Genomic DNA, 14,146 nt, shown 5'->3' on the forward strand with positions numbered 1-14,146 from the left:
GCAACGACGCCGGCTTACTGCGCCGGTTGCGGCTTGTTCGACAGCGCCAGTCGCAGCAGATCTGCGACGGTGTTGACGTTGAGCTTTTCCATGATGTTGGCGCGGTGCGCTTCCACCGTCTTGATGCTGATGCCGAGGTCGTCGGCGATCTGCTTGTTCAGACGGCCGGCGATGATGCGCTCGAGCACCTGATGCTCACGCGCGGTCAGCTTGCCCAGCCGCTCGGCAGCGGCACGTTGCTGCTGCACGCTGGTGCTTTCGCTGCGCGCCTTATCGAGCATGCGCTCGACCAGCTTGCGCAGTTCGGCTTCGTCGAACGGCTTTTCGATAAAGTCCATCGCGCCTTTCTTCATCGTCGACACGGCCATCGGCACGTCGCCGTGGCCCGTCACGAAGATGATCGGCAGCGAGGCGTTGTCGGCGATCAGGCGTTCCTGCAACTCGAGACCGCTCATGCCGGACATCCGCACGTCGAGGATCAGACACGCGATCTGCCCCGGGTGCGTGTGCGGCTGCCAGGCGTCGATGAACTGCTCGGCGCTGGAGAAGCACTGCACGCGGTAGCCGTTCGCCTCCAGCAGCCAGCGCAGCGAATCTCGCACGGCCTCGTCGTCGTCGACGACAAAGACTGTTTCCTGTGTGGTGACTGGGCTGTTCATAGCTCTCCCGTAACGGTTTGTGGTGTCGGCGCCTGTGCCCCGCCGTTGCTCGGGGTATCAGGCTCTCCAATAGGCAGACTGCAATGGAACGTGGCGCCTGTGATGTGGCCGTCAGATTCGACGTTGTTGACCACCCACAGACGGCCGCGATGCGATTCGATAATCGAACGGCAGATATTCAGCCCCATGCCCATGCCATCGGACTTGGTGCTGTAAAACGGTTCAAACAGACGCTCGGCCGTCGCTTCGTCGACGCCCGGCCCCTGGTCGACGACGCTGATGCAGACGAACCCGCTATCGAGCCGCACGACCACGCGGATCACCGGATCGACTGCATTAGGCCGTGCATCGTGCATGGCTTCAGCCGCATTCTTCAACAGGTTCACGAGCACCTGCTCGATCAGCACCGGGTCCACATAGATCACCGGCAGCCGCGAACGCAGGTCCGTGACGATGCGAATACGGCGCTTGCGTGCCTCGATTTCGGCAAGCCCGACCGCGTCCGCCACGATATCGGCGACACGGGTGGCCTGGCGTTTCGGCTCGCTGCGCTTCACGAATTCACGGATCCGCTTGATGATCATGCCTGCCCGCACCGCCTGCTGCGCGGTCTTTTCGAGCACGGGCAGCAGATTGTCAGGCGTTGTCCGACCTGATTTAACCAGTGCAACCGTTCCGGAGCAATAGTTATTGATTGCCGCGAGCGGCTGGTTCAGCTCGTGAGCAAGCGAAGAAGCCATTTCGCCCATCGTCATCAGACGGCTGGTGAACTGCAGCTTCTCGTCCTGCTGGCGCGCGAGTTCCTGGGCCTGCTTACGAGTGGTGATGTCGGTTGCAATCTGCATCTGCGCCAGATGGCCGTCTACCCACTGGATGTATTGGCGGCGCACTTCGAACCATTTCTGGATGCCCTGTACATAGACTTCCTGGGCGTCCGCGGTGCTTTCGGTCAGTGCGGCGGCGGGCAAGCCCGCATAGGCATCGACCATATCGATCGAATCGGACGACGCCTGTGCGCTATCGAACCCGCCGCCCGCTAATTCCAGGTGGCCGTCCGGGCGGATGCCAAAGAGATGGCGGTAGTAGCGGTTAGCGAACAGAAGCTCGGCTTCGTCGGCGGCGAGCACGGACACAGCGGCATCGAGACTTTCGAGCACGGTGGTGAAGCGCTCGTGCGCGGCGGCGAGTTCTTCGCGGGCGCGTTTCGGTTCGGTGATGTCGGTCATCGACGACATCCAGCCAGTCTGACGGCCCGAGCTGTCGATCAGCGGCGAGACATAGAGCCGGGCGTGGAAGAGCGATCCGTCCTTACGCCGCACGCGCAGCTCGAAGCCGGACGAGGGCGCCTTGCCACGCAGCGTCATGTCGAGCTGGCGCTGCATTTCGGGGTAGGCGTCACGCGGCCAGTAGGGGAAGGGCGCCTGCTTGCCGACGAGGTCGCTTTCGTCCCAGCCCGTCATGCGGCAAAAGGCCGGATTGACGTGGGTGATGCGTCCATGCATGTCGAGCACGCGCATGCCGATCAGCACGGAGTTTTCCATCGCACGACGGAAGAACGCTTCTGCGTACAGCGCCTGCTGTGCTTCGAAGCGCTGCCGGGTGTGCTTCCACAGGCTCCACAAGCTCCACAGCACGAAGCACGACAGACCTGCGACCAGCCACACAAGCGTGTTGTTCGTGAAGTTGGTCATCTGCGGGTACGCATAGACGCGCACCGAGACACCCTGGCCGGGCGGGTCGAGCGGCAGGTCGTAGAACGCGTCGCGCGGCAGACGCGGGCGCGTCGAGGTGGTGGCAAGCTCGCGATTGTTCAGGTCGATGATCGAGATCTTGTACTTGGCCGACAGCTCAGGCGGGATGTCGTGCTTCAGCACACCTTCGATCGAGAACACCGCGGCGATCGAGCCGAGAAACTCGCGGTCGCGGTACACCGGCGTCTGCAACGTCAGATAGCCGTTGCCGAGGTCGTCGTAGAAGAGCGGTGAGTAGGTCTGGCGGCGCGAGTTGCGCGCATCGTTGAACGCGGCCTTTACGGCTTCGTCCATCTGTTCGTCACTGGGTCTGGCGAGCCGCTGGCCGAGCACCGGCAGCGCGGTATTGGGCCAGCGCGGCTGTTGCTGCGCCGTGTACCAGTTCATGTAGAGGATTTCGGGATGGCCCTGCAGGATGTCCGTGGTAGACACCTGGAACGAATGCTGGTCGGCGTGGCCGGCGGCGATGTCACGCGCGAGTGCCTGGATCTGTTCCTGCGCGCCCGTCATGGACAGGCGAATCTGCTGCTGGGCCCACGCCACGTTGCGGTACAGCGTGTCTTCCTGCTGCTGTTGCTCGCGCCGGTTCAGGCTCCACAGGATCAGGCTCATGACGACCAGGAACACCAGGATCGACAGGAGCGGCGTCAGCAAATAGGAGTTCGACCACCATGGTCCATGGTGCCAGCGGGACGGCGACGAATCCGCCGGCGAACCGGACGGCCGCGCCGAGCGTGCGAAAAGCCGTTCGGTCAACATGGCTGGCATTGTAGCGCAGCGTGTCGCTAGCAAATGGCGCAAAAAAACGCTGAAAGTGCCGCTAATCGGAGCAAACTAGCCGACGTATCCGTTGAAAGGCAGCCAAACCAGGGTGCGCCGCAACAATATTCCGCATTATGAGAAACGATCTCGTAATTCGAAAATTTTGTTGCGCAGACGGCGAGCGCCTTATTACAATCGGCCCGAAGCTGCCGCGGCCGGCCCTCGTCCGCGTCGTCTGTTCAAAGAGCGTTCCTTATCCCCCAGGAGACGAGCATGTCCGCTGTACCCGACGAAGTCATGAAATATGTCGCCGCCGAGAAAGACGATGATCCGCAGGAAACCGGCGAATGGCTGGAAGCGCTAGATGGCGTGATTTCTGCTGTAGGTCCCGACCGCGCCCACTACCTGATCGAGAAACAGATCGAATTTGCGCGCGTGCATGGCGAACACCTGCCGTTCTCTGCCAATACCCCCTACATCAATACGATTCCTGTGTCGCGTCAGGTGCCGATTCCCGGCGACCAGGACCTCGAACACCGGATTCGCTCTTACACGCGCTGGAACGCCATTGCGATGGTGCTGCGTGCCGGCAAGGACACCAACGTCGGCGGTCACATTGCCTCGTTCGCCTCGGCTGCCACGCTGTATGACGTCGGCTACAACCATTTCTGGCATGCACCGTCGGACAAGCACGGTGGCGATCTCGTGTTCGTGCAGGGCCATTCGTCGCCGGGTGTGTACTCGCGCGCGTTCCTGCTCGGCCGTCTGACCGAAGGCCAGCTCGACAACTTCCGTCAGGAAGTGGGCGGCGAGGGCATCTCCTCGTATCCGCACCCGTGGCTGATGCCGGACTTCTGGCAGTTCCCGACCGTCTCGATGGGCCTTGGCCCGATCATGGCGATCTATCAGGCGCGCTTCATGAAGTACCTGCAGGCGCGCGGCATCGTCAAGACCGAAGGCCGCAAGGTCTGGGCGTTCCTCGGCGACGGCGAAACGGATGAGCCGGAATCGCTCGGCGCGATCGGCATGGCCGGCCGCGAACGCCTCGACAACCTGGTGTTCGTGATCAACTGCAACCTGCAGCGCCTGGATGGACCGGTGCGCGGTAACGGCAAGATCATCCAGGAACTCGAAAGCGAATTCCGCGGTGCGGGCTGGAACGTCATCAAGGTGATCTGGGGTAGCCGCTGGGATGCGCTGTTCCAGCGCGACAAGTCGGGTGCGCTGATGCGCCGGATGATGGAAGTCGTCGACGGCGAGTATCAGACGTACAAGTCGGAGTCCGGCGCGTTCGTACGCGAGCACTTCTTCAACACGCCGGAACTGAAGGCGCTGGTTGCCGAATGGTCCGATGAAGACATCTGGAACCTGAACCGCGGCGGCCATGATCCGCACAAGATTTACGCGGCGTTCCAGGAAGCATCGAATTCGCAGGGCCAGCCGACCGTGATCCTCGCCAAGACGATCAAGGGCTACGGCATGGGCGAAGCCGGTCAGGCGATGAACATCACCCACCAGCAGAAGAAACTGCACGTGGATCAGCTGAAGAAATTCCGCGACCAGTTCCGCCTGCCGATCTCCGACGAAGATATCGTCAACGTGCCGTATCTCAAGTTCGAAGAAGGTTCGAAGGAGCTCGAGTACATGCGCGCTCGCCGCCAGGACCTCGGCGGCTATCTGCCGGCGCGTCGTCAGAAGGCGGAGTCGCTGCCGGTGCCGGCGCTCGACGTGTTCGAGCCGCTGCTGAAGGGCACAGGCGAAGGCCGCGAGATCTCCACGACGATGGCGTTCGTGCGGATTCTCAACATCCTGCTGAAGGACAAGGCGCTCGGTAAGCGCGTCGTGCCGATCGTGCCGGATGAGTCGCGGACGTTCGGTATGGAAGGCCTGTTCCGCCAGATCGGTATCTGGAATCAGGACGGCCAGAAGTACGTGCCGGAAGACTCCGACCAGCTGATGTTCTACCGCGAATCGGAAACCGGCCAGATCCTGCAGGAAGGGATCAACGAAGCCGGCGGTATGGCGGACTGGATCGCTGCCGCGACGTCGTACTCGACGCACGGCGAGATCATGATCCCGTTCTACATCTTCTATTCGATGTTCGGCTTCCAGCGTATCGGCGATCTGGCGTGGGCCGCGGGCGACATGCGTTCGCGCGGCTTCCTGCTGGGTGGTACCGCCGGCCGTACGACGCTGAACGGCGAAGGCCTGCAGCACGAAGACGGCCACTCGCTGCTGTGGGCGGCTTCGGTGCCGAACTGCATCAGCTATGACCCGACGTTCGGTTACGAACTCGCCGTCATCATGCAGGACGGTCTGCGCCGCATGGTCGCGGATCAGGAAGATGTGTACTACTACATCACCGTGATGAACGAGAACTACGAGCACCCGGCGATTCCGCAGGGCGACAGCGTAGCGTCTGACATCATCAAGGGCATGTACGCGTTCAGGAAGGCCGAGGCGGACGCCAAGGCTCCGCGCGTTCAACTGATGGGCGCGGGCACGATCTTCAATGAAGTGATCGCTGCAGCCGACCTGCTGAAGAACGACTGGGGCGTCGCTGCCGACCTCTGGAGCGTGCCGAGCTTCACGGAACTGGCCCGCGAAGGCCACGAAGTGCAGCGCTGGAACCTGCTGCATCCGACCGAAGAGAAGAAGGTCTCGCACGTCGAGAAGCTGCTGAAGGACGCACAAGGGCCGGTCATCGCATCGACCGACTATGTGCGCGCGCTGACCGAGCAGATCCGTGCGTTCGTGCCGCAGAAGTTCGTCGTGCTGGGCACGGATGGCTACGGCCGTTCGGATACCCGTGAAAAGCTGCGTCACTTCTTCGAAGTGGACCGCTACTGGGTCACGGTTGCCGCGTTGAATGCACTGGCAGATGAAGGCACGATCGAACGCAAGGTCGTCGCAGAGGCGCTCAAGAAGTACAACCTTGATCCGGCCAAACCCAACCCGATGACCGTCTAAGGCATCATTCCCCGAGTGCCATGCGTGCGCGTCTGCTCCTGATCGCCAGGGGCGGGTTGCGTGCGCGGCCCAGGAGACACCAACAATGAGTCAAGCGATCGAAGTCAAGGTGCCGGACATCGGCGATTACAAGGACATCCCTGTGATCGAGGTGCTGGTGAAGGCGGGTGATACCGTCGAGAAAGAGCAGTCGCTCGTCACGCTGGAATCCGACAAGGCGACCATGGACGTGCCGAGCTCGGCCGCCGGTACCGTCAAGGAAGTGAAGGTCAAGGTGGGCGATAACGTGTCGGAAGGCTCGTTGATCGTCGTGCTGGAAGGCGCTGATGGTGGTGCGGCTGAGAAGCCGGCCGCTGCGCAGGCGAATGGTGCTGCTGCGGCTCCCGCGCCGGCACCCGCTGCCGCTCCGGCACCGGCTGCTGCACCTGCGCCTGCGCCCGCCTCGAGCGGTGGCGGCGTGCAGGAAGTGAAGGTCCCGGATATCGGCGACTACAAGGACATTCCCGTGATCGAGATCGCGGTGAAGGTCGGCGACCGTGTCGAGAAGGAACAGTCGCTCATTACGCTGGAATCCGATAAGGCGACCATGGACGTGCCGAGCACGGCCACGGGCGTCGTCAAGGAACTGAAGGTCAAGATCGGCGATACGGTGTCGGAAGGCTCCGTGATCGTGGTGATCGAAGCGGAAGGCGGCGCGGCTGCTCCCGCTCCCGCACCGGCCGCGGCGCCGAAGCAGGCAGTCGAGAAGCCGTCGGACGCACCGGCTACGCCGAGTCCGGCACCGGCAGCGCCGTCCGCGCTTGCACAGGCTCCGGTGATTCCGTCAGGCGAGGGTGGCCGTCACGCGAGTCATGCGTCGCCGTCCGTGCGCAAGTTCGCGCGCGAACTGGGCGTGGATGTTGCAAGCGTACAGGGTACGGGGCCGAAGGGCCGCATTACGCAGGACGACGTCACTGCATTCATCAAGGGTGTGATGAGCGGTCAGCGTGCGGCTCCGGCTGCTGCTGCGCCTGCTGCCGGCGGTGGCGGCGAGCTGAATCTGCTGCCGTGGCCGAAGGTCGATTTCACGAAGTTCGGTCCGGTCGATCCGAAGCCGCTCTCGCGCATCAAGAAGATTTCCGGCGCGAACCTGCATCGCAACTGGGTCATGATTCCGCACGTCACCAATAACGACGAAGCGGATATCACCGAACTCGAAGCGCTGCGCGTGCAGTTGAACAAGGAACACGAGAAGGCTGGTGTGAAGTTCACCATGCTGGCTTTTGTGATCAAGGCAGTCGTTTCCGCGTTGAAGAAGTTCCCGACGTTTAATGCAAGCCTTGATGGCGATACGCTCGTTTTCAAGCAGTACTACAACGTTGGGTTTGCTGCGGATACGCCTAATGGTCTCGTGGTGCCCGTGATTCGCGATGGGGACAAGAAGGGGCTCGTCGATATCGCCAGGGAGATGGCTGATCTGTCCAAGGCGGCTCGTGAGGGCAAGCTCAAGCCGGATCAGATGCAGGGCGGGTGCTTCTCTATCTCTTCCCTTGGCGGGATCGGTGGAACGCACTTCACGCCGATTATCAATGCGCCTGAAGTGGCCATTCTTGGGCTGTCGCGCAGCGCTATGAAGCCCGTCTGGGATGGGAAGCAGTTTGTGCCCCGGTTGACTATGCCGCTTTCGCTGTCGTATGACCATCGGGTTATCGATGGGGCTGAAGCTGCGCGGTTCAATGCGTATCTGGGTGCGATTCTTGCCGATTTTCGGCGTGTGATTCTTTGATGTGTTGATTTGACGCTTGCGCCGAGGAACGTGGGTCCATTGCGGTCATCCACGTTCCTCGTTGAACTTGCTTTCATGTCGGTCTATTAGCGTCGCCCCTGTGCGGGGCAGCACCTACTTTTCTTTGTCTTCCAAAGAAAAGTAGGCAAAAGAAAGGCGCGTCCTTGGGCGGACGGCAAAGGATGCTTCTGTCCAGCGCGCTGCCAGCTTTTAGGCTGCTTTGAGTTTTGGTTCGCGCTCCCTCATCAACATGATCAATAAGAGAAGGGGACACTATGAGTCTCGTCGAAGTGAAAGTGCCGGACATCGGTGATTTCAAGGATGTCGATGTCATCGAAGTCAATATCAAGCCGGGCGATGTCATCGAGAACGAACAAGCTCTCCTGACGCTCGAGTCCGATAAGGCTTCCATCGAAGTGCCCAGCGATACCGCCGGCACCGTTAAGGAAGTGCGCGTCAAAACCGGTGATAAGGTCTCCCAGGGAACCGTCATCGCCGTCGTCGAATCGTCCGCTGAAGCTGCACCTGCCAAGGCTGCCAAAGAACCCGAGAAGGCGCCCGCTCAAGCGGAAGCTAAACCTCAAGCGGCGCCCGCTCCTGCGCCCGCTGCCGCTCCGAAGCAACCGGCCGCCGCGCCTCAAGCGGGGAGCTACTCCGGTAACGCGGACATCGAATGCGATATGGTCGTGCTCGGTTCGGGGCCTGGCGGCTATTCCGCTGCGTTCCGCTCCGCCGATCTGGGCATGAAGACCGTGCTCGTCGAACGTTATTCCACGCTCGGTGGCGTCTGTCTGAATGTGGGTTGTATTCCGTCCAAGGCGCTGCTGCATACGGCCCTCGTCATTGACGAGGCTGAGGCGCTTGGCTCGCACGGCATCACGTTCGGCAAGCCGCAGATCGATCTCGACAAGCTCCGCGATTTCAAGTCCGGTGTCGTCAAGAAGCTCACCGGTGGTCTCGCTGGGATGGCCAAGATGCGCAAGGTCGAAGTCGTCACGGGCACCGGGACGTTCGTCGATCCGCATCACATGGAAGTCGTCACCGAAAGCGGCAAGAAGGTCGTCAAGTTCAAGCAGGCCATCATTGCTGCCGGTTCGGAAGCGGTCAAGCTGCCGTTCATTCCGCAAGATCCGCGGGTCGTCGATTCGACCGGTGCGCTCGAGCTGCGTCAGATTCCCCAGCGCATGCTCGTCATCGGTGGCGGCATCATCGGTCTGGAAATGGCCACGGTGTACTCCACGCTCGGCGCGAAAATCGATGTCGTCGAAATGCTCGACGGTCTCATGGCCGGCGCCGACCGCGATCTCGTCAAGGTCTGGGAGAAGTACAACAGCAAGCGTTTCGCTAACGTCATGCTGAAGACCAAGACCACCGCCGCTGAAGCCAAGGACGATGGCATCTACGTCACCTTCGAAGGCGAGAAGGCTCCGGCTGAACCTCAGCGCTACGATCTCGTGCTGGTCGCAGTGGGCCGTAGCCCGAACGGCAAAAAGATCGGTGCCGACAAGGCCGGCGTCGCTGTGACAGATCGCGGTTTCATCGACGTCGACAAGCAGATGCGCACCAATGTGCCGCACATCTTCGCGATCGGCGATATCGTCGGTCAACCGATGCTCGCGCACAAGGCCGTGCACGAAGGTCACGTCGCCGCTGAAGTTGCGCACGGTGAGAAGGCGTACTTCGACGCGCTGCAGATCCCGTCGGTGGCTTACACCGATCCGGAAGTGGCCTGGGCCGGCAAGACGGAAGATCAGTGCAAGGCCGAAGGCATCAAGTACGGCAAGGCAGTGTTCCCGTGGGCTGCTTCGGGTCGCGCTATCGCCAACGGTCGCGATGAGGGCTTCACCAAGCTCATCTTCGACGAGACCACGCATCGGGTCATCGGTGGTGGGATTGTTGGTCTGAATGCCGGTGACCTGATCAGCGAAGTGTGTCTCGCCGTCGAAATGGGTGCCGACGCAACCGATATCGGCAAGACCATCCATCCGCATCCGACGCTTGGCGAATCGGTTGGCATGGCCGCTGAGCTGTACGAAGGCGTCTGTACCGATCTGCCGCCGCAGAAAAAGAAGTAAGGCGGTAAGGGGACGCTTGCGCTCGCTGGCGAGCGCGGGCGTCGCCGATTGACGCACGGTTCGCGTGGCGGCGGGTTTCTGTAGTTGGCCTCAGCGACGAACCGCGAACGTCAGCCGCGAAAGTCAGCGACACAAACAGAACGGCGCGCCCCGCAAAGGGCGCGCCGTTCTGTTTTCAGCGGGGCAGGGCATTCGCCACGCTTGTGTGTCACGCGCTTCGTTTGTCCGCACCGTGTACGAGGCTAGCCACAGCCAGGGCAAAAAAATCCCGGCCTTCGCCGGGCAAACGATACGCTGTTCAACGTATCGGAGCGTTGGCCCACGCGGCACACGCATAGCATGCGAGGCCGCACGACGCTGTTGCTACGATAGGCGCGGGCCGGCTTTCGAACCGGCCCGCGCATGTTGAAGCGCGAGAAGCTAATGCGAATCAAACGTCAGGTGATGCCGTTGATGCCGGATCGACACAACGCAGTCTCACCCGAGTGAAGCCTAAGCTGAAGCTTAGACAGCCTTCTTGGCCGAGCGCGAAGCTTGAGCGGCGGCTTGCGAAGCGGCCTTCGACGCTGCCGTAGCGGCTGCGTTGAAGTTGCTTTCGGCGATTTCCACAGCTTGCTTGGTTGCCTTGTGAACCGTTTCGTACGTCGTGTTGGCGGCGGTAATAGCCGACTTGATCACGGCGACAGCGGTTTCCGAACCGGCCGGTGCGTTCTTGGCCACGTTCTCGACCAGCGATTGCACCTTGCGGTTTTGCTCTTCGTACTGTGCTTCGGCAACACGGGCGAACTCGGCTTGCGTAGCCGACACGATTTCATACACGTGACGCCCATACGACAGCGCCTTTTCCGACAGCGGCTGCGTGAGGCCAGCCTGCAGCGCGAAAAATTCCTGCGCATCCTTCACCGACAGAGCGCGTTGCGCATTTTCCTGGCTTTCCGCGAGCGTCGACTTCACGACTTGCAGGTTCAGCTCAACCAGCTTTTCCACGCCTTCGAATGCCTTGGTCGTCAGGCCGAAGAGGGTTTCAAGGTTTGCTTTCTGGGCTGCGGCGATTTGCTCGGGGGTCAGCAGAGACATGTTTACGCTCCTGGATGACGGTCCGTCTGATGCGGACCGTATTGGGTTAACGGTAAATCCGGTACATCGAAACCTGAATCACACATCACGCCACGATTCATGGTGCATCGCAGCAATAGGTCTCATTTTAGGATGGTGGCAGCGAATGTCAAGCTCTTTTTGTGCGTCGCACAATATCGAGAATATCTCGACAAAACAATGCGTTATGGAGCACATATGACATATGCCGGGAGCATGCGGGATTGGCTGCTGCACAGTGCTGGTGCGTTTTAGCACGACGGTTTTTGCCGCCAGAACGGCCAAAGGGACACTTTTGCGGCGATCCTTCGCAGGGTAGGGCGGAGCAAACTTTTTTGGGCAAGAGGTGAGAAAACAACATTCGATGTAAACCGGAATCTGTCACGGAACGTTAATCCACCATCCCGGTCGAATGCGCGATGGATCGATACGCAGCAGATGCTTAACTTCCTGCTGGTCGGCACATTGGCGGGTGCCTTGGGGAACGCCCACGGGGCACTGGCCAGCGGCGTTTTGCAGCCACGCGAAGCGACCGTAGTTCCCCTGATCAAGGTTGTCTTTAAATTGCCGTTATGCTGTGAGCGTTGCCCGAAATGGGCACGTAACAGCCCCGACAAACATCCGCGGATTTGATCGTTTTTTTCGATTGAGTGCGCAAAGCTTATAGCTTCTCTGCAATCGGATCTTACAAGCCGGTTTAAGGAGCGCCGATAAGTGCTTAATATTGCTAATTTTTCGTGGTTTTACTACACTTGCGTAAAACTCCAGCCGCCCCTGACAGAACACCAATGAAAACCGACATGTTTTCGTCGCTAAAAGTGATCCATGGCGTGGCCATCAGCACCGCTATGTCGGTGGCCGCCTCGGTGGTCATCGCAGCCGCGTTTGCTGCGCCTGTCGACGCTTTCGCGGCTACAGCGGCCAAGGCCGCTACCGCCCCTGCCAAATCCGGCAAGAAAACCCTCAAAACCGCGAAATCGGCCCGCAAGGGTTCCGCCGTCGCCGCGAAGTCTTCCAAAGCCGCGAAGGTCGCGGCAGCGGACGACGACGCACCGCGCGTCGAAAGCCGCCGCCACCGTGTTTCGTACACGATGAACGGCCACCGCCGCTCGGTGGTCCGCCAGGTTGCGTTCGAACCGCGTCAGCCGACGGTCGGCCAGGCGTTCGGCCTGCACGACACGCCTGATGCACTGGCCTTGCGCTCGAGCGTCGCGTATGTGGTCGATCAAAACACCGGCGAGTCGCTGTTCGACAAGAACTCGCGCGCCGTGGTGCCAATCGCCTCGATCACCAAGCTGATGACGTCCATGGTGGTGCTGGATTCGAAGGCACCGCTGACCGAGCAGATCGAAGTCACGGACGAAGACCGCGACTACATCAAGAACACCGGTTCGCGTCTCGCGGTCGGTTCGGTGCTTTCGCGTGAAGACATGCTGCACATTGCGCTGATGGCTTCGGAAAACCGCGCGGCCGCAGCGCTGTCGCGTTACTTCCCGGGCGGCCGTCCGGCCTTTATCGCGGCAATGAACGCGAAGGCCAAGCAACTCGGCATGACGGATACGCACTTCGAAAGCCCATCGGGTCTGACGAGCGAGAACGTGTCGAGCGCGCGCGACCTGGTGAAGATGGTCAACGCGGCTTATCAGTATCCGATGATCCGCGAGTTCTCGACGGATCGTAGCTACGAGGTCTACACGGGCAAGCGTTCGATCGCCTATAACAGCACGAACGCGCTGGTGCGCAACCCGACGTGGGATATCGGTCTGCAGAAGACCGGTTTCATCAACGAAGCGGGTGAGTGTATGGTGATGCAGACGACCATTCACGGCCGTCCGATGATCGTGGTGCTGCTCGATTCGTCGGGCAAGTACACGCGCTTTGCCGATGCGACGCGTCTGCGTAACTGGCTCGACAACGGTGGCGAGCAGCACATCACCAGTGCCGACGCTGGCGGCGCCGGTACCTGAAAGCCTGGAGCCGCGTATGAGGGTTGCCGCCTCGACGTGGCACCCGGTATCGGCCTAAGGCAATCAGCAGCGCAAACAAAAAGCCCCGCATTTGCGGGGCTTTTTGCATATGGCGCATCCATTCGCAGCCACCAGGCTACACGCTCTGTTTAATCAGGCATGCTGATGATGCGCGCTAGCGGGCGGCGTCTCGGGCTGATAGCCGAGCGAGGCGGAGATCACCAGGGCAGTCTTGCTCAACTGCCCAAGCCACGAGTCTTGCAGGCGATCGGCCGGTGCCGACAGCGACAGGCCGGCGACCAGCTTGCCGGTGTCGTCATAGATACCCGCTGCGATGCAGCGCACGCCGAGTTCCAGTTCCTCGTTATCGCGCGCGCAGGCGTGCTGGCGCACGTGCAACAGTTCGCGTTCGAGTTTGCCGAGGTCGGTAATGCTGTTCTGGGTGTGCCCCGAAAGGCCCGTGCGTGTCGCGTACGCGCGCACACGTGTGGATTCGTCCGCGGCGAGGAACAGCTTGCCGACCGATGTCAGATGCAGCGGCGCCCGCCCGCCAATGGCACGTACGACCTGCATGCCGGAACGCTCGGAATAGGCGCGCTCGATATAGACGATCTCATCGCCCTGACGCACCGAGAGATTCACCGTTTGGCCGGTCAGGCGGTGCAGTTCGCGCATCGGCGTCAACGCAGCATCGCGCACCGACAGGCGCGCCTTCACCAGATTGCCCAGTTCCAGCAGGCGCATGCCGAGCCGGTAGGTGCCCGGATCCGAACGGTCGACGAGACGGCACGTCACCATGTCGTTAAGGATGCGGTGCGCCGTGGAGGGGTGCAGCTCAGTGCCTAGCGCGAGTTCCTTCAGGCTGACCGGGTCGGTATGCGCAGCCAGGGCATCCAGCAGGCGCATCATGCGCTCGATCACCTGGATCGAAGTCTTGGGATCCGGGTTCGTATCGCTCATGGGGAGAAATCGGTTGACGCGTCAAACAGCGGAGAATTGATTGTATATCGTATTGTGAAAAAAGCGAACGCCGTTCGAGGCCGCCTTCGAATCTGCGGCCACTGTTCGCCGTCCGGCGCGTTGACCGGTTTTGGCGTTGGTA

The 14,146-nt window shown here is 61.1% G+C and carries 8 protein-coding genes; 4 read left to right on the plus strand and 4 right to left on the minus strand.

Annotated elements, in window-relative coordinates:
* Nucleotides 1-14: 14 nt before the first annotated feature.
* Both fixJ and fixL read right to left on the minus strand, forming a co-directional pair.
* Nucleotides 15-659 carry an oxygen response regulator transcription factor FixJ gene (gene fixJ / locus BUS06_RS10130; RefSeq protein WP_011488992.1) on the minus strand — a complete coding sequence of 215 codons (645 nt, stop codon included), beginning with the start codon at nucleotides 657-659 and terminating at the stop codon, nucleotides 15-17.
* Nucleotides 656-3,169, minus strand: a complete 2,514-nt coding sequence (fixL, locus tag BUS06_RS10135; RefSeq protein WP_074266012.1) for an oxygen sensor histidine kinase FixL — start codon at nucleotides 3,167-3,169, stop codon at nucleotides 656-658. The genes fixJ and fixL overlap by 4 nt, the downstream gene beginning before the upstream one ends.
* Nucleotides 3,170-3,445: 276 nt before the next feature.
* Here fixL and aceE point away from each other — a divergent pair, with 276 nt between their 5' ends.
* The 3 genes from aceE (at nucleotide 3,446) to lpdA (ending at nucleotide 9,982) form a co-directional block, all read left to right on the plus strand.
* On the plus strand, nucleotides 3,446-6,142 hold the full coding sequence (gene aceE, locus BUS06_RS10140) for a pyruvate dehydrogenase (acetyl-transferring), homodimeric type (protein WP_074264145.1): 2,697 nt from the start codon (nucleotides 3,446-3,448) through the stop codon (nucleotides 6,140-6,142).
* An 85-nt stretch (nucleotides 6,143-6,227) separates the two neighbouring features.
* Nucleotides 6,228-7,907 (plus strand): dihydrolipoyllysine-residue acetyltransferase, encoded by a 1,680-nt coding sequence (aceF, locus tag BUS06_RS10145; protein WP_074264146.1) that lies wholly within the window; start codon nucleotides 6,228-6,230, stop codon nucleotides 7,905-7,907.
* A 275-nt stretch (nucleotides 7,908-8,182) separates the two neighbouring features.
* On the plus strand, nucleotides 8,183-9,982 hold the full coding sequence (gene lpdA, locus BUS06_RS10150) for a dihydrolipoyl dehydrogenase (RefSeq protein WP_074264147.1): 1,800 nt from the start codon (nucleotides 8,183-8,185) through the stop codon (nucleotides 9,980-9,982).
* Between the two features lie 504 nt (nucleotides 9,983-10,486).
* On the opposite strand, the gene BUS06_RS10155 is transcribed toward lpdA, so the two are convergent.
* On the minus strand, nucleotides 10,487-11,059 hold the full coding sequence (locus BUS06_RS10155; protein WP_074264148.1) for a phasin family protein: 573 nt from the start codon (nucleotides 11,057-11,059) through the stop codon (nucleotides 10,487-10,489).
* An 806-nt stretch (nucleotides 11,060-11,865) separates the two neighbouring features.
* Between BUS06_RS10155 and pbpG the strand changes: the two genes are divergently transcribed.
* The gene (pbpG, locus tag BUS06_RS10160; RefSeq protein WP_074264149.1) at nucleotides 11,866-13,044 is read left to right on the plus strand and encodes a D-alanyl-D-alanine endopeptidase; all 1,179 of its coding nucleotides are present in this window, start codon (nucleotides 11,866-11,868) and stop codon (nucleotides 13,042-13,044) included.
* A gap of 153 nt (nucleotides 13,045-13,197) precedes the next feature.
* Here the strand turns inward: pbpG and BUS06_RS10165 are convergent, their stop codons facing one another.
* A complete protein-coding gene (locus BUS06_RS10165; RefSeq protein ID WP_074264150.1) occupies nucleotides 13,198-14,004 on the minus strand; it encodes an IclR family transcriptional regulator in 807 nt (268 codons plus the stop codon).
* Between the last annotated feature and the right edge of the window lie 142 nt (nucleotides 14,005-14,146).

Source organism: Paraburkholderia phenazinium (genome assembly GCF_900141745.1).
Lineage (GTDB): Bacteria > Pseudomonadota > Gammaproteobacteria > Burkholderiales > Burkholderiaceae > Paraburkholderia > Paraburkholderia phenazinium_B.